The organism is Arthrobacter terricola, assembly GCF_004354015.1.
GTDB lineage: Bacteria > Actinomycetota > Actinomycetes > Actinomycetales > Micrococcaceae > Arthrobacter > Arthrobacter terricola.
In genome coordinates this window covers 93785-112362 of sequence record NZ_SMRU01000001.1, presented here as the reverse complement: position 1 = coordinate 112362, position 18578 = coordinate 93785, and the positions used below count along the sequence as shown (strand labels likewise).

At 63.6% G+C, this 18578-nt stretch carries 21 protein-coding genes, 1 tRNA gene and 1 pseudogene; 12 read left to right on the top strand and 11 right to left on the bottom strand.

Annotated elements, in window-relative coordinates; translation table 11 throughout:
- Positions 1–10: 10 nt before the first annotated feature.
- The 3 genes from E1809_RS00590 to E1809_RS00580 all read right to left on the bottom strand — a co-directional run bounded on the left by E1809_RS00590 (position 11) and on the right by E1809_RS00580 (position 1921).
- A complete protein-coding gene (locus tag E1809_RS00590; protein ID WP_133202299.1) occupies positions 11–802 on the bottom strand; it encodes an RcpC/CpaB family pilus assembly protein in 792 nt (263 codons plus the stop codon).
- Positions 803–880: 78 nt separating this feature from the next.
- On the bottom strand, positions 881–1156 hold the full coding sequence (locus tag E1809_RS00585; protein ID WP_133202298.1) for an FmdB family zinc ribbon protein: 276 nt from the start codon (positions 1154–1156) through the stop codon (positions 881–883).
- Between the two features lie 159 nt (positions 1157–1315).
- Entirely contained in the window at positions 1316–1921 is a 606-nt protein-coding gene (locus E1809_RS00580) for a 5-formyltetrahydrofolate cyclo-ligase (protein ID WP_133202297.1), read from the bottom strand.
- Positions 1922–2039: 118 nt separating this feature from the next.
- Here E1809_RS00580 and galU point away from each other — a divergent pair, with 118 nt between their 5' ends.
- From galU to E1809_RS00550, 7 genes are all read left to right on the top strand, one after another.
- Positions 2040–2945, top strand: coding sequence for a UTP--glucose-1-phosphate uridylyltransferase GalU (gene galU, locus E1809_RS00575; protein ID WP_133202296.1), 906 nt, complete (start codon positions 2040–2042; stop codon positions 2943–2945).
- A gap of 6 nt (positions 2946–2951) precedes the next feature.
- The gene (locus tag E1809_RS00570) at positions 2952–3572 is read left to right on the top strand and encodes a GNAT family N-acetyltransferase (protein ID WP_133202295.1); all 621 of its coding nucleotides are present in this window, start codon (positions 2952–2954) and stop codon (positions 3570–3572) included.
- A gap of 307 nt (positions 3573–3879) precedes the next feature.
- Complete coding sequence (locus E1809_RS00565; protein WP_308166702.1) at positions 3880–4629, top strand: hypothetical protein; 750 nt, start codon at positions 3880–3882, stop codon at positions 4627–4629.
- A gap of 7 nt (positions 4630–4636) precedes the next feature.
- Complete coding sequence (locus tag E1809_RS00560) at positions 4637–5431, top strand: SDR family oxidoreductase (protein ID WP_133202294.1); 795 nt, start codon at positions 4637–4639, stop codon at positions 5429–5431.
- Positions 5432–5461: 30 nt separating this feature from the next.
- Positions 5462–5534: transfer RNA gene (locus E1809_RS00555), tRNA-Ala, on the top strand.
- A 457-nt stretch (positions 5535–5991) separates the two neighbouring features.
- The gene (locus tag E1809_RS26500) at positions 5992–6159 is read left to right on the top strand and encodes a hypothetical protein (protein WP_165962164.1); all 168 of its coding nucleotides are present in this window, start codon (positions 5992–5994) and stop codon (positions 6157–6159) included.
- A 5-nt stretch (positions 6160–6164) separates the two neighbouring features.
- Positions 6165–6374: a hypothetical protein gene (locus E1809_RS00550; RefSeq protein WP_133202293.1), complete on the top strand. Its 210-nt coding sequence runs from the start codon at positions 6165–6167 to the stop codon at positions 6372–6374.
- 141 nt (positions 6375–6515) lie between these two features.
- On the opposite strand, the gene E1809_RS00545 is transcribed toward E1809_RS00550, so the two are convergent.
- Both E1809_RS00545 and E1809_RS00540 read right to left on the bottom strand, forming a co-directional pair.
- Positions 6516–6938 carry an arsenate reductase ArsC gene (locus tag E1809_RS00545; protein WP_133202292.1) on the bottom strand — a complete coding sequence of 141 codons (423 nt, stop codon included), beginning with the start codon at positions 6936–6938 and terminating at the stop codon, positions 6516–6518.
- A 109-nt stretch (positions 6939–7047) separates the two neighbouring features.
- Positions 7048–7722 (bottom strand): metalloregulator ArsR/SmtB family transcription factor, encoded by a 675-nt coding sequence (locus E1809_RS00540; RefSeq protein ID WP_133202291.1) that lies wholly within the window; start codon positions 7720–7722, stop codon positions 7048–7050.
- Positions 7723–7768: 46 nt separating this feature from the next.
- Between E1809_RS00540 and E1809_RS00535 the strand changes: the two genes are divergently transcribed.
- From E1809_RS00535 to E1809_RS00525, 3 genes are all read left to right on the top strand, one after another.
- Positions 7769–8509: an aquaporin gene (locus E1809_RS00535; RefSeq protein WP_133202290.1), complete on the top strand. Its 741-nt coding sequence runs from the start codon at positions 7769–7771 to the stop codon at positions 8507–8509.
- 83 nt (positions 8510–8592) lie between these two features.
- Complete coding sequence (locus tag E1809_RS00530; RefSeq protein ID WP_133202289.1) at positions 8593–8943, top strand: ArsR/SmtB family transcription factor; 351 nt, start codon at positions 8593–8595, stop codon at positions 8941–8943.
- A gap of 32 nt (positions 8944–8975) precedes the next feature.
- The gene (locus E1809_RS00525) at positions 8976–9458 is read left to right on the top strand and encodes a GNAT family N-acetyltransferase (RefSeq protein WP_133202493.1); all 483 of its coding nucleotides are present in this window, start codon (positions 8976–8978) and stop codon (positions 9456–9458) included.
- A 299-nt stretch (positions 9459–9757) separates the two neighbouring features.
- On the opposite strand, the gene E1809_RS00520 is transcribed toward E1809_RS00525, so the two are convergent.
- A complete protein-coding gene (locus E1809_RS00520; protein ID WP_133202288.1) occupies positions 9758–10486 on the bottom strand; it encodes an SDR family oxidoreductase in 729 nt (242 codons plus the stop codon).
- Between the two features lie 73 nt (positions 10487–10559).
- Positions 10560–11252 (bottom strand): annotated as a pseudogene (locus tag E1809_RS00515) (transaldolase family protein); the annotation flags it as partial.
- Between E1809_RS00515 and E1809_RS00510 the strand changes: the two are divergent.
- Entirely contained in the window at positions 11237–11479 is a 243-nt protein-coding gene (locus E1809_RS00510; protein ID WP_133202490.1) for a fibronectin type III-like domain-contianing protein, read from the top strand. The pseudogene E1809_RS00515 and the gene E1809_RS00510 sit on opposite strands and share 16 nt — an antisense overlap.
- Before the next feature lie 51 nt (positions 11480–11530).
- Here E1809_RS00510 and E1809_RS00505 read toward each other — a convergent pair whose 3' ends face one another.
- From E1809_RS00505 to E1809_RS00490, 4 genes are read right to left on the bottom strand one after another with little or no spacing between them, the layout of a single operon-like run.
- Entirely contained in the window at positions 11531–13177 is a 1647-nt protein-coding gene (locus E1809_RS00505; protein ID WP_133202489.1) for a flavin monoamine oxidase family protein, read from the bottom strand.
- Positions 13178–13233: 56 nt separating this feature from the next.
- Positions 13234–14091 (bottom strand): nitrilase-related carbon-nitrogen hydrolase, encoded by an 858-nt coding sequence (locus E1809_RS00500; RefSeq protein WP_133202287.1) that lies wholly within the window; start codon positions 14089–14091, stop codon positions 13234–13236.
- Entirely contained in the window at positions 14088–15350 is a 1263-nt protein-coding gene (locus E1809_RS00495) for a M20 family metallo-hydrolase (protein WP_133202286.1), read from the bottom strand. Before E1809_RS00495 ends, E1809_RS00500 begins: the two co-directional genes overlap by 4 nt.
- Positions 15351–15355: 5 nt before the next feature.
- On the bottom strand, positions 15356–16843 hold the full coding sequence (locus tag E1809_RS00490) for an amino acid permease (protein ID WP_133202285.1): 1488 nt from the start codon (positions 16841–16843) through the stop codon (positions 15356–15358).
- Positions 16844–17018: 175 nt separating this feature from the next.
- On the opposite strand from E1809_RS00490, the gene E1809_RS00485 reads away from it, so the two are divergent.
- Positions 17019–18185, top strand: coding sequence for a helix-turn-helix domain-containing protein (locus tag E1809_RS00485; protein WP_165962163.1), 1167 nt, complete (start codon positions 17019–17021; stop codon positions 18183–18185).
- Positions 18186–18578 lie beyond the last annotated feature (393 nt).

Below are 18578 nucleotides of genomic sequence, written 5' to 3'. Positions count from 1 at the left end.
TGTGGTCCACCTAACTTTCGGGGGACCCGAGGGGAGCACCGGTGGGAGGACTAACCAGCACGAAGAACAGTTTTCCCCTGGTTGACGCTCCGGCCAGGCTTTCGGACTGTTGAGGGTTGGCTGCGACAACCACCAAACCATCGGAGTCGTTCGTGCCGAGCCACTGGCTGGCCTTGCCTCCCTGCGCGGAGGTCCATAAGACAGGAACAGATGCCGCCAGGACTTCGGATTTCCGTCCCGGGCCGTCACCCGCCGTGAGCACGATATTGACCAACTGGCCGGGGGATACAAGCTGAATCGATGCGGGGTCTGCCATCCGCAACGGCACGGCCGCCGTGGCAGGAGCCGTGCCCGTCAGAAGCCCCGGTCCGACTAGTTGGGCGTTAGTGGGAATTTGCCCTTTCCGCAATGGCGACGCAAGTTGTTTACCACGTACCTCGGCGCCGGTGGTCAGCGCTCCTGCCGGGGCTCCATCCGGGATCACGGCGAGGAGGGTGAAGTCGGTTTCCGAAATGTTGGCGCCTGCCGGAAGGTCCCGCGCCGCGGATAGGACCCTTACCCGGGCCTCCGAAGCCGGAGTCAACTGGTGGACGGTGATGCCGGCGGCGACGCACAGCAGCAAAGCAGCGACGAGGCGGCGGTTTCGGTTCAGCCAGAGGCCGGGCCTGCGGCCACGGAGCGACCGGGGATAGGGGCCGGCGTTTCTTGTGGACGGCTGGCGGCCGATGAGCGGGCTGCGATTGTTTCGGACGGGAGCCGCAGCCGCGGAGCGGGCACCATGGGCAAACGTGATTGCTGGCATGCTGCCACGCTATGCGCGGGCGTCAACCGTCAGTAGGGAGTTTTAGCCCTATGTGGAAAACTTCGAAAATGCTTGCGGTCAGCTGGCCGCAGGTGCCGGAACCGATGCGGGTGCGGTAGCAGGGGCGGAGGCCGCGGCGGGAGCGGACGGTGCGGCAGACACCGTGCTTCCTTTGGAGTCCCTGGAGTCCGTGCGGTAGAAGCCCGATCCCTTGAAGACAACCCCTACGCTGTTGAACTTCTTGCGCAGCGAGCCTTGGCACTCCGGGCAGTCAGACAGGGAGCTGTCCGTGAATGCCTGGACAATGTCAAAGGCGTGACCGCAGTCTTTGCAAGCGTAAGCGTATGTTGGCACTGATGATCCTCCTCGGGGACGAACTACAGGTCCTGTCCTGCATGGGTGGCTGTTTCTTCCCATTAGCAGTCCTAGGGCCTGAGTGCCAATTCTATCACCCGTTGCCGGTGCCACCAGTAGGAATTGTGGTGGACTGCACAGGCCGCAGGTCCGGCATTCCTAGCCGGCCGATGCCAATTGGACAACACGATCGGGCGTGAGTGCTTCGGCCACGGCCTTGTCGAACGGTTCCGTCGGAATAGTGCCGGCCGGCAGGACTTCGTCGTCGTAGACCACGGCGACGGTGGGTGGACGCCGGCCCGAGTTGTCCAGCAGTTCGAGGAGGCGGTCGTAATAGCCGCCGCCCTGACCGATTCGGCTCCCGCTCCCGTCGACGGCGGTAGCCGGGAGGATGATGCCCGCCGCCTCCCTGACGACGTCGCTGTCGAAACGATCGCCAAGGGGTTCGTCGATCGGAGCGTACCGGGAACGGACAAATTCGGTCTCCGGGGTCCAGTACACCCAGCTCAGCATCCTTTCCGGCTCGCAGATAGGAAGGAGGACGCTATGTCCGGCTGCGTGCAGGGCTTCCAACAGGGGCATGGTCGGTGGTTCGGCTGCTACTCCGACGTAGACGGCGAACGTCGCGGATTCACCCTGCGCATTCGCATTCGCCCAATCGAGGCCGCGGCGGGCAATGCCTGTCCCGGCCTCGGCACGCTGTTGTTCGGTCAGGCTGAGCCTTCGAGTCCGGTGCTTCCGACGGATGTCGTCTTTCAAGGTCATTCTTCACTCCAGTCCTTGTCGCTTTCAGCCAGCACGGGTTCGGTGGACGGACAGCCAGTGGTCAGCCAAACCATGGTCCTTTTGCCCAATCTCCGATTCCTTCCGTTAGATTAGTCCGGTGACTTCCAATAACTGTGCTGTCCGAAAAGCCGTTATCCCCGTTGCCGGGCTTGGGACCAGGTTCCTGCCTGCCACTAAGGCAATGCCCAAGGAAATGTTGCCTGTCGTGGACAAGCCGGCCATCCAGTACGTTGTCGAGGAAGCGGTGGGAGTCGGCCTTAACGACATCCTCATGATCACCGGACGTAACAAGCGCGCTTTGGAGGACCACTTCGACCGGGTACCCGCATTGGAAGCGACCCTGGAAGCAAAGGGCGACACCGCCAAGTTGGACGCGGTCCAAGCGACCAGCAACCTGGGCGACATCCACTATGTCCGGCAGGGCGATCCCAAGGGCCTTGGCCACGCAGTGCTGCGTGCCAAGCAGCACGTCGGGCATGAACCCTTCGCCGTCCTTCTTGGTGACGACCTCATCGACGCGCGGGACAACCTCCTGAGTGACATGATCGAGGTCCAGCGGAAGACCGGCGGATCCGTTGTGGCCCTGATTGAGGTCGAGCCTTCCCAGATCAGCGCCTATGGTTGCGCGGACATCGAGGACATCAGCGAAGACGGTTATGTCCGGATCAAGCAGCTCGTGGAAAAGCCGGCTGCGGATGAAGCTCCGTCCAACCTGGCCGTGATCGGCCGTTACGTCCTCCACCCTGCAGTCTTTGACGTTCTTGAGGAAACCGAGCCGGGCAGGGGCGGCGAGATCCAACTGACGGATGCGCTTCAGGTGCTCGCGGCTGCCGACGGCGAAGGCAGCGGCGTCTACGGCGTGGTCTTCCGCGGGCGGCGTTACGACACAGGCGATAAGTTGAGCTATCTCAAGGCTTGCGTGGAACTTGCTTGTGACAGCGATGACCTGGGCCCTGGTCTTCGTGAGTGGCTGCCAGGCTTTGCCTCCGGCCTCAGCAAGTAGCCCCTGGTGTGGGCCACGGCCATTTGGCCGGTGACGCTTGAGTGCGGGGACCTCATTTTGCGCCCCATCCACTACCGGGACAAGAAGGAATGGACAGCTGTCCGTTCGCGAAACAGCGACTGGCTCGCGCCTTGGGAGGCGTCGAACCCCGCGCCAGGCGGTCGCCTTCCGAACTATCGGCAGATGGTGGCCTCGCTTAATTCCCAGGCACGACAAGCCAGTGCCCTCCCTTTCCTCATCACGGAGCGCGTCCCGGGGTTTCCCGAGCCAAGGATCGTAGGGCAATTGACGGTTTCCTCGATTATGTGGGGATCGGCGATGACTGCCACGCTCGGATACTGGGTGGATGAGGCCCGGGCCGGGCACGGAATTGCGCCCACCGCCGTAGCCATGGCAACGGACCATTGTTTCTCGGCGCTCGGCCTGCATCGGATGGAAATCAATATCCGGCCTGAAAATGGGCCGAGCCTGCGGGTCGTCGAAAAACTCGGCTTTCGCGACGAGGGACGCCGGCTCCGTTTTCTTCATATCAATGGGGAATGGGCCGATCACCGCAGCTTTGCGTTGACGTCCGAAGAGGTCCCGGGAGGCTTGCTTTCCGCATGGCTCGGGCGGCAGGCAAACTAGTCCGCGAGCGGATCTACACCGGTAAATCCATTGATTTGCCGACAGTCCCACGACACACCGATGGCAATGCGGTGGCCCCTGCGTATTTCCTTCTACGGTTTTGAATGTGGACTTCCCTCTCAGCAGCTCGGTGGTACTGGTCATTGCTGTCGCGCTGTGGATTTTTTGGGTTGCGCCATACATGTTGCAAAACCGACGCCAACAATTCCTGGTAGCCGGTGAAGCGCTGATAGACGACAGTGAAGATAACGCTCACGAACCGCAAGCCGGGGTGGTTTTGTCAATCATTCCCCGGCAGGAGAAAGCAATGGAAACCATGCAGAGCAACGTAACCGCATTGCCCACGGGAACCGCCGTCTCCGGCGAACGGCGTGACGCTGCGACGAATGCCGTGGTCTTCAAGGTCAGATATGGGCGTTGTGCGTTAGCTCTCGCGGGGCTCCTCCTGCTGCTGACCGCCGTCGTGACCGGGGTGCTTCGCGTCTTGGACCTCGTTTCGGGCTGGCTGCCGGTGATCGCCGCGATCGGCGCGTTCGGGAGTGTGTTCTTCCTTCGCCGCCTTGCCATCAGGGACCGTAGGGCCAAGGTGAACGCAGCCTTCCGCTCGGCAATGGCGCCGGTCGCCGCGGCACCTGCCGTGCATCGTGCAGAGAGCGCTGCTCCGGTATCCGGGGAAGTTGAGCGGCCGCAAACGAAGGTGTTCGACGCCGAGGCCGAGGCCCGCGCCGCCAAGCGGCTGACCGCCGTCGAACTTCGCCAGGCGGCACTCAAAGTGGCCGTGGCCGCGGGTGACGAATCCGCGCAGTTGGCCGCCGATGTCAAGCCGTCCTCCTGGGAGCCGGTGGACGTTCCCAAGCCCACTTACGTTGACGCGGCCAAAGCCCCCCGCCCCGCGCCCGAACCCCTCGCCCTTCCCGAGGCACCTAAGCCGGTGGGGAAGCCGACCCTCAAGAAGGCCGGCGCAGCGGTCGCGGCTCCAGCAGCCAACACGCAGCACGGCAAGGCGCAGAGCGCTTTGAGCAACCTCGACGACGTCCTGCAGCGCCGCCGGGCGTAAGCCGCAGATGACGCGGGTCTGCGTTGCGGGTGGAACCGGTCAGGTGGGCCGCGAGGTAGTCCGTTTGGCGCTCGACGCCGGACTCGACGTCGCGGTCCTCAGCCGCCGACCGCCGTCGGGCACTTCAACCGATCACGACGGCGCGCGCTACTTTCATGCCGACGTCACCACGGGCGACGGCCTGCTGGACGCCTTGCAGGGTGCCGACGTCGTGATCGACTGCCTCGAGGGGCGCTTCGGCAAGGCGCGACGGAAATATCCCGACGGCGGCGCACGGCTTCTTGCCGCGGCCGCCAGTGCCGGAGTCGGACGGGCGGTGCTCCTCTCGATCATTAATTGCGATGAGAGCGAGGCCGCCTTTTATGTCTCGAAGGCGGACAAGGAACGGGTGTACGAGGCTTCGTCCCGTGAGACTGTTGTGGTCAGGGCAACGCAGTTCCACAGCCTGGTAGCCGGCATTTTCCGGGCCGGCGAAAAGCTGCGACTGATCCCTGTGTTCAAGGGTGCCCGCTTCCAGACGGCATCGCCAGCCGACGTCGCGGCAGTGTTGCTCGAAGAAGCGCTGGGCGAGCCGTCCGCCGACCAGCATCGCAAGCGGACCATCGGCGGCCCGGAGGTCCTGACGATGCGCCAGATGGCCGAAATCTGGCTGAGGACGGGGCATGCCGGGCGCATCGTGGAGTTCCCGTTGCCCGGAGCGATGGGGAAATATCTACGGAGCGGACTGAACGTCATCCCGGAACAGAGGACCGGAAGCGACACGTTCGAGTCCTGGTTGGCGAAGAGCGAAAAAAGTTTGTAGCCTAGGGAAGTTGGCAACACATGTTGACCAGGGGCTATAGCTCAGTTGGTAGAGCGCTTCGTTCGCATCGAAGAGGTCAGGAGTTCGAATCTCCTTAGCTCCACAGTGAAGGCCCTTTGACCTGCGGAAACGTTGGGTTGGAGGGTCTTTTTCGTGGCGAGTTTTGAACCCACTACATGGAAACCCGACGTTTTGGGACGAGGACGCGCTGCAGACCAGGGCGATCGTCGACGGTTGCGCTACGATGGCTCGACTTTTCTACAGCGCTGGCCGAGCGATGCAACGCGGACCGGGTCCGCGCGATCCCGACGTCGTCGACTGCCACGGCGATCGACTCTGCACACACAGGCGCCGCCGCGGTCGTTCACCGGGTGCGCCGATGCTCGCCGAAGGTCCGTGAAAGGCCGCCACACTGCGGCACGCCTTTCGACGAGGTGCCGCGACAGCCTCAACTCAGCGAAATAGCTGGCGGTGTCGGGATCTAGCGGAGCATGGCGTCGACGTGACCATCATCCAGGGTTCCATCACACAGGGGGCGGTACACGGTTGACGAAGCCGATTTGGTCAACGCCTCGACGCCGTTCGGTGCGCTTCCCTCATACGGTGCGGCACAGCTTGCACTCGTCAAAGAACGGGACCACGAACTTCTCGCGGCTCTCACGGCAGCCGGTTTCGAGCTCAGTGATGGTCCTGACGGCCAAGGCGTGCTCGCCCTGCGACTGCCGTGAGGAAAGTGCTCGGAGATGCAGTCGCAGACCAGGTCGGAAAATTTGCGGACGTCGGCGAAGACCGAGAATATGGACGCCTTTGGCGTCAGACCGGCGTCGACAAATTGTGGTTCATGATTTCGCTCGGCATCGGCGACGGCCAATTCTACTCCAAACTGCTCGCGTTGCAGATCGCTGCGATGGAAGCCGGGACCTTGTCTGTATCAGGAAACTAACCAAGGTTGCACTGCATCAGCGCGCCGCCGTGACCGAGGCAGCCAGCACTTGCGGGTTCAACCCGGCCCGGGCTGCGTAGATCGCGGCGGTGCAGCCAGCAGCGTCGAAGCTCACGAAGGACTCGAGGGGTGCGGGAACGGTTACTTGGCGGCCGGGATAAGGGACTCGATCAGGTTCTCGATTCGGGCCTTGATCTCGTCGCGGATGGGGCGGACGGCTTCGAGGCCCTGTCCGGCGGGGTCTTCGAGGACCCAGTCCTCGTAGCGCTTGCCGGGGAAGTACGGGCACTCGTCGCCGCAGCCCATGGTGATCACGACGTCGGAATCCTGGACGGCCTCGGTGGTGAGGACCTTCGGGATCTCGGCGGACATGTCGATGCCCAGCTCAGCCATGGCCTCCACCGCTGCGGGGTTGACCTTGTTCGCGGGCTGGGAACCGGCGGAGCGGACCTCGATGGCCCCCTCGGACAGCGTGGTCAGGAACGCAGCCGCCATTTGGGAACGGCCGGCGTTGTGCACGCAGACGAACAGGACGGAGGGCTTCTTGGCGGTTTCGGTGCTCACGGGTTTCTCTCCTCGGATCAGTGTGGATGGTGGGATTCGGTCTGGTTTGAGGTCATCGTGCCGCACCGCCTAGATATTGATGACTGTCAATATATGCCCGGCGTCGGGTTCAGGCCGCGTGGAGGCGGGGTGCGAGGTCGTTGATGCGGCGGTTGATGTCGGTGAAGGCGTTCTCGAAGGCCTCCCGGGTGTTCAGGCGGAGGGGATCCGGGATGGACCAGTGGATGCCGCGAAGGCCGGGGAGTTCCTCGTGGGCGTTGTCGCACACGGTGACGATGAGGTCTTCCTCGCGCGCCACCTCCTCCAACGGGCGCGGCGTCAGGCCTGCAAGATCCAGACCGTAACGGCGTGCGACGTCGATGGCTCCCTGGGCGATGCGCTCCGCCGGGTGCGTGCCCGCCGAGGTGGAGGGGATATCGCTGGCTTGCCGCCAGAGTGCGGTGGCGAGCTGGGACCGGGCGCTGTTGCGCGTACAGACAAACAGGACACGGCCCGCGCCGTATTCACGCCCCGGCACCAGCCCCTTCAGGGCGCCGGGGGCGAGCCGGAAATAGCTGCGCCGCTTGTCGGCTTCCGAGCGGTGGCGTGTCGCCAGCCCGGCGTCTTCCAGGGTGCGCAGGTGGTGGGAGAGCAGGTTGGAGGGCATCCCGAGCTCGGACTGCAGTTCCGTCGGGGAGAGGTCGCCCAGGGTCAGCAGGTCCACGATGCGTAGCCGTGCAGGATCGGCGAGGGCGGCGTGCTTGGCGACCCGTGCCCGGAAAACATCAGATTGCTCAATATTCATTGATTCAATTTTGACTGAGTTACTTTCATCGGTCAAGCTGGTTTCCATGACTTCTCACCAGCCGCCGTTGTGGCGCCGCGCCGTCGCCGAACTGCTCGGCACCTGCCTGCTTGTTTCGATCGTCGTGGGCTCCGGGATCGCCGCGCAGCGGCTCTCCCCGAACGATGTCGGCCTGCAGCTGCTCGAGAACAGCACCGCCACGGTGCTCGGTCTGACGGTCCTGATCCTCGTCTTCGGACCCGTGAGCGGCGCGCACTTCAACCCGGTGGTCTCTGCCGCCGACTGGTTCCTGGGCCGGCGCAGCCGCGCCGGCCTGACCCTGGCTGAACTCGGCACCTACGTGGTCGCTCAGGTTGTCGGCGCGATCGGCGGCAGCCTCCTCGCCAACGCGATGTTCGACGTCGGGACGTCAGTTTCGGTGAAGGGCCGCGCCACCAGTGGGCACCTGCTGGGCGAGGTCGTCGCCACCGCCGGACTGATCGTGCTGATCTTCGCCCTGGCCGCCACCAAGCGGGGCGCCCTCGCGGCACCCGCGGTGGGCGCCTATGTCGGCGCGGCGTACTGGTTTACGTCCTCGACGTCGTTCGCGAACCCTGCCGTGACGGTCGGGCGGATCTTCAGTGACACCTTCGCCGGTATTGCACCGGGCTCTGTTCCTGGCTTCGTTGTGGCGCAGCTGATCGGCGCCGTGCTGGGGCTGGGTCTCCTCGCTGTGCTATTCCCCGTGGCGGCACGCAGCGCCGACGACGTCGTTCTTCCGCACTCCCTGGAAAAGACGGGCGCATAGATATCGCCTCGGCTTGAGCGGTGGATGCCGCTCCCGAGCGATGCATATATTGATGGTGGTCAATATTCGGGCATAATGGGTGGATGAACGCGTTGCCAATACTCGAACCGGTGACGGACGAAACCTGCTGCACCCCTGCCTCGCGGCCGGCCTTGGACGCCGAACAGGCGAAGCGCCGCGCCCTGGTCTTCAAGGCTTTGGCGGATCCGAACCGGCTGCGGCTGCTCTCCATCATCAAGGCCGAATCTTCTGGCTCGACGTGCGCATGCGATCTCATCGACCCCTTGGATCTCAGCCAGCCCACGGTGTCCCACCACCTGAAAATCCTGGTCGACGCCGGGTTCTTACACCGGGAAAAGCGCGGCACCTGGGCTTACTACTCCTTGATCCCCGGAGCCCTCGAACGGGCCGCGGGTCTTCTGGGCAGCCTGTGATCGGCGCAACTGCGGACGTGTCGGTCCGGGCGATGCTGCCTGAGGACTGGCCGGCGGTGCAGGCGATATTCGCAGAAGGCATCGAGACCGGGCAGGCCACTTTTGAAGCATCAGCCCCGGACTGGGAGCAGTTCGATTCCTCCAGGCTTGCCGATCACCGCTTCGTCGCGGAAGCTTCCGGTCTGGTGCTGGGCTGGACGGCTGTTTCCCCGGTATCGTCCCGTGCCGTCTATGCCGGAGTCGTTGAACACTCCGTGTATGTCGCGGGCTCGGCCCGCGGCCAGGGCATCGGAGGCAGCTTGCTGCGGGCACTGGCGGCATCGACCGAGCAGCACGGAATCTGGACAATCCAATCCAGCATCTTCCCTGAAAACCATGCCAGCCTCCGCCTGCACCAAGCCAACGGCTTCACGATCGTCGGCCGCCGCGAACGGATCGCGCGAATGAGCTATGGGCCGGCTGCAGGCCAGTGGCGCGACACCTTGTTGCTTGAACGCCGCTCAGCCCGCGTCTGACGCCAACGGTGCCTTTCCGGCCATTTTGTGCGTCGAGGGGCTCGTCAGGGCACTAACGTAGTCGCGCGCACCACCATGTGCTGACGCCTAGGTAACTTGGATTCCAGGGGTCACAGTTGCAACACCTGTTGGGTTAGGTGGTTAGTAGTAGATCACGTAAACGCTCGGCTGGAGTATTTCCAGCCGAGCGTTGGGATCGTGTGTTTCGCTCATAATCAGTCCCCGCCAGGCACACTGCCCGGCGTGTCAGACCAACCCTGAATTCACCGTTATTCCCGCGTGTTCCTTGAGCACGGCCATCAGCGGCTGCTGTATCCGCCGTCGATGGGCAGGGAAACGCCGGTGATCATGGATGCGGCGTCGCTGAGGAGGAAAACAACAGGTGCTGCGATTTCCTCGACGGTTGCCCAGCGTCCCAGGGGCATCTGTTCCAGGAAGGGGCCTTCGATGTCGGGGCGGCCCCAGTACCAGGCGGACATGGGTGTCATGACGACGGTGGGGTTGACGCTGTTGACACGGATGTTGTGCGTTCCGAGTTCCAGTGCGGAGACGCGGGTGATGTTGTCCAGGGCGGCTTTGGAGGAGCCGTAGGAGATGTGGCCGGTGAGGGCGACGAGGCTGGCCTGGCTGGAGACGTTGACGATCGCACCGCCGTTGCCTTGACGGATCATCGAGGGCACTGCGTGCTTGATGACCAGCAGGGCACCACGGGCGTTGATGCTGATGACCTTGTCGAAGACGTCGATGTCGGTGTCCTGAGGGGTAGCGATCTCCCCGCCGTAGCCGCCGCAGTTGACGACGCCCCAGAGGTCGAGGCCTTCGACGGCGTCTTTAATGCTCTGTTCTGAGGTCAAGTCGAAAGTCAGTGGTTGGGCGCCGGTTTCTTCGCAGAGGGCTGTGAGCGAGTCCAGGTTGCGGGCGCTGGCAATGACCTTGGCTCCCGCAGCGGTGAGCTGGCGCACGATCGCGCCGCCGATGCCGCCGCTTGCTCCGGTGACGAGGATGGTTCGGCCGTCGAAATCAGTCATGGGGATTACTTCCTGTTGTTTCGTAGTGGTAGGGCTTGGATGATGGGCAGCCTTTGTGGGCTGCCGCTGTGTTTTAGGCGTCCGCGGCTGAAGCGGTGCGGTGCTGTGCCAGGGCGTTGGCCACGGTTTCGACGAGTTCGTCCCAGGACGCGTTGAATTTCTGCACTCCTTCGCGCTCTAGCTTCTCGGTCACGCGTGTGTAGCTGATGCCGAGACCATCGAGGGCTTCGAGGGTCGCCTTGGCGTCGGCATAGGTGCCGGTGATGGTGTCACCCCGGATCTCGCCGTGGTCGTCGACGGCGTCGAGGGTTTTGTGCGGCATGGTGTTCACGAGTCCGTCAGCGACGAGTTCGACGACGTATGCGGTATCGGGCAGCGCCGGATCCTTCACGCCTGTTGACGCCCAGAGCGGACGTTGCGGGTTGGCGCCGGCGTTGATCAGCCGCTGTGCTCGTTCGGAGGAGAATGCTTGCTGGTAGATCTCGTGGGCGAGCCGGGCGTTGGCGATCCCGGCTTTGCCCTTCAGCGCCGCTGCGGCGTCTCCACCGATGGCGTCGAGTTGCTTGTCGATCTCCGCATCCACACGGGAGACGAAGAACGAGGCTACGGAGTGGATGCCCGACAGCCCGATGCCGGCTGCCTGGGCTCGTTCGAGGCCGCCCAGGTAGGCGTCGATGACTTTCCGGTAGCGGTCCAGGCTGAAGATCAGGGTGACGTTAATGCTGATTCCGGCCGCGATGGACTCCGTGATTGCCGTCAGTCCTTTCCCGGCTGACTTCGGCCATCGAGCGCCCGGCCGCCTGGCTGGCAGGATTCGCGAAAATCTTCCTCGAAGCCGGTTGCACCCAACGAATCGAAATTCCCATCTCCCGGCGGGCCTACGAGCACTGGAACGCTTCCCGGCAATCGTGGGAGATAGAGAACGGAGCGTTCCTCGTCCAGGTCGGATCCTCCATTGCCGACGTCCAGGCAGCCGGAACAGTGGTCCAATAGGTCCGGCCAAAGCTGAAGGGTGGGCCGATCGGCCCACCCTTCAGCGCTGACTTACGGAAGCCGAATTGGCTTGAGTTCTTCGAATCGGTCGCCCGGGCCGGGGTTCTCGGTCGGGGTGGAGCCACCAAGTTGGTTCATGACTCCCCAGACGGCGTTGAGGCCAGTGGTGACGGCGCCGTCGGCCCAACCTCCGGTCCAGGAAATGTCGTCGCCTGCGAGGAAGATTCCGCGGTGGCGCTGTTCATGGGAAGCCTGCATGAAGTGGGTGTAGAGGCGTTCCTGGTAGCGGTAGTGGCCGGGCAGGTTGTCGCTGAAGGCTCCCATGAAGTTGGGGTCGTCCTCCCACGAGACCGTGATGGGATCGCCGATGATGTGCGAGGCGATGTCCACAGTGGGGTAGATCTGCTTGAGGGAGTGCAGCATGAGCCGGACACGCTCGTCGGCATCCAGCGGGAGCCATTTGAGCGCGTCGTCGTTCCATGTGTAGGACAGGCAGATCAGGGCGGGCTGGTCGGGTCCGTTGTCCAGCAGGTAGGTGCCGCGGGTGAGCCTGTCGGTGAGCGTGGTGCTCATGACCTGCCGCCCGGTCTCCGGATCGATGTCCTTCCAGAACGGCCGGTCGACAACTACGAACGTTTTGGAGGACTGCATGTAGTGGCTGCGTTCGATCGCGGTCCAGAGTTTGTGGCTGAACAGGGATTCGTCCACGTCGATGCGGGCGGACAACAGCCAGCTTTGGCACGTCGCAATGACGGCCGGGTACGCCGCCACGGAACCCCAGCGGTCGGTGACGGCGATGTCTCCGGGGGCTCCGCCGTCGTTCTTTAACCGCCGCACTGACGTGACGCCGGGACGGGGGTGTCCGCCGTGGAGCGACGAAAGGCTGGTGCCCGCCGGCCAGTACGCCAAGGACCCGGGCGCGTGCTCCCACAACCGCTCGGGGATGAGTTGGGCGCCGCCGATGATGCGGTGCTGGTCGGCGTCGGCGTCGACATAGACCACTCGCAGGATTTCCAGGAACGAGTCCGGGAAGTTGGTGTCCCAGCCGCCGGTCCCGAAACCGACCTGCCCGAAGGCCTCCCGGTACTCGAAAGGCAGTGCGGAGAACGCTTTGGACGTGGCGAGGTAGCCGGAGAAGGAGACGTCGTCGAAGCGGGGGACCAGCTCATTCCACAACCGCTTGATGGTGGCGAGGTCGCGGTTTCGGATGGCTTCCTGCATGGCCGCGAAGTGCGCCCGTTCCTCGAGGCAGTCGTCCCAGGCATTGGAGACGTCGGCGAAGAATTGCGGGAGATCGGCCGTGGTTTCGGCGTAGTGGGCCCTGCCGCCGAGTTCGATGACAGTGCTGCCCGCGGCAGGCGTTAGCGGGTTAGGGAACGGGGACGTCTCGATGCCGAGCTTGTCCGCGTAGTGGAAGAATGACTTGCCCGAGCGCGGGAAGCGCATCCCGCCAAGGTCCGCAACGGGACCGGCTTGGCCGTCCGGTCGGCCCGCCCGCAGGCGGCCGCCGATCCGGGACGATTCGTAGACCACCGGTTTCAGGCCCATTTTCATGAGTTCGTAGGCGGCGACGAGGCCCGACAGGCCCGCACCGATCACGGCGACTTCCGTGCCGTGCATCTCCGCCGGGACGCTTCCGAGTCCTGCCGGATGCGAGAGGTACTCGTCGTAGGGGAAGGGGAAGTCGGGGTTGAGCATGGTGATGGGTGCGGCGGCTGCTGTGGAAGCTGCCGCGGGGGTGGTTGCTGCGATGGTCACTGCTGTCCTTGCTGGTGGGTAGTCGGGGCGGAGGGCGCGAAACGGACCAGATAGTCGGTGTCCTTGCGGGCCTGTGCCAGGGTTTCCAGATTGATGTCGGCGACGATGAGCTCGTCGACGCCGGTAGCTGTCGAGAGCCGCCGTCCGTACGGATCCGCGATGGTGCTGAGGCCCGCGAATCCCGGTTCGGCATGGTTCGCGTAGGCGATGAAAAGCTGGCTTTCGAGCGCCCGCGTGGGGACGACCATGGCGGGAATCACCTTGGTGTCGAAGGGGTGCTCGCCGTCTGCGTTGTCAGCGCGCAGGGGTACCGCCGTCGGCACGCACAGCAGTTCGGCGCCCGCCAAGGCAACCGCGCGGACGAACTCAGGGAATTCGACGTCGAAACAGATCCCCAGCGCGATGCGGACACCGTTGAAGCGTACGACGGCGGGAGGCCGGGTTCCCGGCGTGAAAACGGAGTTCTCCTCGGGGCCGAACAGGTTCTGCTTGCGGTAGCGGGTCAGTTCCGTTCCGTCCGGGGTGAACAACGAGGCGGAAATGTAGTGGCGATCGCCGTCGTCGTGCTCGACCGTGGAGGCCACCAGCCCCAAGCCGCTTTCGGCCGCGATCGCGGCGAGTCGGCCGCGCTGGGAGGTGCCGTCGGTGCCGTGGACCAGCTTTGGTGCGTAGCCGCAGGCGAACAGCTCCGGGGTGATGAGCAGCTGGGCGCCGTGTTGCCTTGCCTCGCGTGCTCCCGCAGCGATCCGCTCCAGGTTTTCCGGATCCGAGTTCACTACGCCCGTTGCTTGGAGGACGGCGATGCGGAGATGGCCGTCCCGGCGTGCGGCCCCGGGGTCTTGAACGGCGGTCACTTGGCGCCGTCGAGTTCGCCGCGGCACAGCCGCGCAACCACCTCGGTGAGCAGATCGACGCCCGCGCACACGTCCGCGTCCGTGGTGTATTCGCGTTCGTTATGGGAGATTCCGTCGGCGCTTGGCACGAAGAGCATGACAGTGGGAACGATGTCCTTCATATTGATCGAGTCGTGGCCGGCGAGGGTGAACACCGGCGCATGGCTGAGTTCGAGCTTCTCGGCGCATTCGCGGGCGAGCTCGACGCCGGCGGCCTGGTAGGGGTTGATTCCCCAGGCATGGGACTGTTCAACGTCGATGGTGACGTTCGCGCCGCGTTCGATCTTCGCAATTCCGTCGCGCAGGACCTTTTGGGCATCGGCGAGTACTTGCTCGTCGGCGCTGCGCAGGTCCATGACCAGGTCCACCCTGCTTGGAACGACGACGGGTGAGTTCGGATACACGCTTAGCTGGCCAACGGAGGTGTGAAGGACCGCGCCCGGGAAGGAGTCTGCGATTTCCCTGAGCAGCACCACCAGCAGGGAAGCACCCAATAGTGCGTCTTTGCGGTCTGCGATGACGGTGGATCCGGTGTGTGCCTGTTCACCATGGACCGTCGCGGTGTACTTGGCAGCCGCCCAGCAGGAATGTACCAAGCCGATAGTGGTGCCGGAGGCTTCCAAGGAGCGGCCTTGCTCTATGTGGATTTCAGCGTAGGCGGCGGCTTCGGGACCGGATCCGGTGCCGAGGTGGCCTATTGCATCCAAAGCCTGGGCAACCGTGGTGCCGTTCTTGTCCGTGACTGCGAGGGCGTCGTTCGCGGGTAGCTTTCCGGCGTAGACGGAGCTGCCCATCATTGAGGGAGCGAAGCGGCAGCCTTCCTCGTTGAACCAGTCGACGATCGCAAGGTTGTACTTGGGCGCCTCTCCGGAATTGGTGGAGGCGAGCCGGCGGCCGGCATGCAGGGCAGCGGCAACGCCGTATGCGCCGTCGAACTTTCCGGCTGTGGGCTGGCTGTCCAAATGGGATCCGACCAACACATAAGGCGCGCCGGGCGTCCATTCGAGGAGCGCGAACACGTTGCCGACCTGGTCCGTTTCGGTCCTGAAGCCATACTGTGCGGCCAGTGAGGTAAACCAGGTGCGGGCCTGTGCGTCGGCGGCGGTGGCAGCTTGCCGGTCCACGCCGTGTCCGGGAGTTTCGCCGATGACGGAAAGGCTTCGGAAATCGCGGAGGAAGGCTTCTGCATCGGGTGTGGTGGTGCTTGTTACGGTGCTCATGCGGCTCAGCTTTCCTTCGGGTTGTTGTCATGGGGATGGGACAGGACGGGGAGTGCGTGGCTTCCTAGATTCGTCACGGCCAGTTCGTTGACGCGCTTGCGCACCGCGAACCACCCTGCAATGAGGGCGGGAATGAATATGGCGAGGGACGCTACCGTGTAGGTGCCCACCGGGAAGTCGAACAGCATGAGGAGCAGGACACCGGCGAGGAACGCCAGTGTCAGGTAGGAAGTCCACGGGGCGCCAAGCATGCGAAACGAGGGCCGGTTCATGACTCCCAGCTTTGAGAGCCTGAAGAGCTTGAGCTGGCAAAGGACAATCGTTCCCCACGTGCAGAGGATCGCCAGGGCTGTGGCGTTGAGGGCGATCTCGAATGCCATCGCAGGAACAATGGCGTTGAGCCCGACGCCCAGGAGCGTGAACGCTGCGGTGAAGAGGATGCCGCCGTAGGGCACGCCGCCGCGGCTCATTCGTTCCATGAACCTCGGAGCGGCGCCCGTCTGTGCCATGGATCGGTAGATCCGGCCCGTTGAGTAGAGCCCGGCGTTGAGGCTGGAAAGGGCGGCAGTGAGGACCACGAAGTTCATCACGTCGCCCGCTCCGGGGACACCGATGGCCGTGAAGAAGGTGACGAACGGCGATTCGCCTGCTTTATAGGCGTTGAACGGGAGCAGGAGGGAAAGCAGCGCCGTGGACCCGACGTAAAAGACGGCGATGCGGAAAATGACGGCATTGACGGCCTTGGGCATGACCTTTTCCGGGTTCTTCGTCTCGCCTGCAGCCACACCGATGAGGTCGATGCCCGCATAGGCGAACACGATGCCTTGCACGATGACGACTGCCGGAAGGATTCCGTTGGGCAGGAGTCCGCCGTTCTCGCTGAGGAGGGAGAATCCAGGGGCGTGGCCGGCGACGGGGAAGTTCCCCGCGAAGAAAATGCCTCCCACCAGCAAGAACGTGACCAAGGCACCTACTTTGATGACCGAAAACCAGAACTCGAGCTCGCCGAACAGTTTGACCGAGATCAGGTTGACCGCCGTGACTACGCTCAACGCAGCCAACGCAAGGATCCACTGGGGAACGCTGCTGAACGCTGTCCAGTAGTGGAAATAGACGGCGATGGCGGTGATGTCGACGATTGCTGTCAGGGCCCAGGAGATGGCATAGACCCACCCCGAGACGAACGCCGCCTTCTCGCCGAAGAATTCACGGGCATAAGAGACAAACGATCCCGACGACGGCCTGTGAAGGACCAGTTCGCCGAGGGCCCGAAGAACGAAGAACGCGAATATCCCGCAGATTGCGTAGATGATCGGCAGGATGGGTCCCGCCGAAGCCAAACGTCCGCCGGCGCCCAGGAACAACCCTGTTCCGATAGCGCCGCCAATGCCGATCATTTGGACCTGCCTGTTGGACAGGCCCTTCTTGTAGCCGGCCTGTTCGTCCGGATGGACGGAAGGCGTCCGTTCCTGGACCGGGTCTGCTGTGCTCATGGAAACTCCTGGATGTGATGGCCACCACTGGGCGGCAGGTATCGATCTTTCCAAGGCATGGAGCATCGGCCAATGACAGGAATTCGGAATTTCGAAGCAAAAAATGTACGAAGATACAGTGCGCTCGCAGACCTCGAAAGCCATCCTTGAAGAGGCGCATACCGGGAGGACGAACATGACTGAGGATGAACACTGGCAAAGGACCATCGCGATCCTCGCCGGTCAAGTGCCTGAACTCGCCGAGAACTTCCTGGGCCGGATCCTCATCGATCCGGCCTACTCCGAGTCCGGGCTGACTATGGAGGACTTGCGGAGCAGCAGTGAAAAGTCCTTTGGCGCGATGCTGCATTCACTGGCGAAGGACGGTGCCGACGTCGACCGCCTTGAAGCGATCGCCTCGGAACTCGGAGCCAAACGGGCGCGCCAGCGCGTCCCCTTGGACGGCCTCGTCCGGGCGATCCGGATGGACTTCGCGGTTCTCTGGCAGGCATTGTCGGCCCGTTCCCTGAATGTGAACCCGGAACTGCTGGTCAGCCGAACGGAACTGGTCTGGCGCATTGTCGATACCTTCGCAGCCCGGGTGCAGGAGGCCTACCTGGCGGAATTCGAGGAACAGGAAAGGGCCGACGCCGACCTTCAGCACCAATACCTCGCCAAGCTGCTTGCCTCGGCCGAACCCTCACCGTCGGACATGCAGCGCATCATCGGCGCCCTCAAGGTCAACGCGCAAGCCGACTTCCTGGTTGCCGCGATCAGCAGGGATGACAGCCTTACGGTGCAACGCCGCCTGAACCTGAGAACGCGGCACGGCAACCCGGCTTTCACCTCGGACCAAGGCCATCACACCGTGGTCATCATGCAGCGCCGGGAATCCATGCGTATCGACCCCACCTTCGAAGAGAAAGCTGTCTTCGACGGAATCGCAGCCGGCGTCGCGCCGATCGTCCGCGGATTCAAGGGCGTCCGCATTGCTGTTGTCGCGGCACGCGAGATCATGACGGACTTGCCGGTGGGCAGCACCGGAGTGTTCAGGCTCGAAGACCGCTGGGAATCCATCACCCGATACCGGCTCACCCAAGTCGGCTGCGACCCGGCAAACCTCGTTTTCCCCTACCTCCGGCGGTGTTCCGACGGCGAACGGGAGCGGCTTTTGACGACGGCTTCCACGTTCCTCGACACCGGAAGCCTTGTGGAAACATCAGCCCTGCTGGGATGCCACCGCAACACGATCGTCAACAGGCTCGCATCCTTCGAGAAATACACCGGGCTGGACCTGCAGAAACCACGGGACGCCGCGGCCGCCCTGCTCGCGCTTGGGACGGTGACCTCGTCCCGTTTCTGACCCGAAGGGCACAAGCAGCGAAATCCGGTAGCGCTGGGACCTGTCACCTGGAGAATATTCGCACCCAGTCCAAAAAGCCCATTGAGTGCAGCGGCGGAATCTCATCGGCCGCAGTGGAAGCCACGGTAAACAATCCCAACTAGAGTGAGTGCCATGTCATTCTTTCCGGAGGTTGAGAGGCCGGCGGAACCGCGTCCCACACGGGTAGAAACGCCCATCTGGGTCAGCCCGCCGTCGAACGAGTTGCCTGTTCCGGTCGCGGTGACGAACATTCTGGCTCGCCGGCCTGGTGCGGCCCTTTGCTTGCGTCGCATCGACGTATACCGGGCGGGTTGCATGTTCGCTCTCTCGGTACGCGCCAGCCGTCACGCAGACATGACGGATGATCAGTGG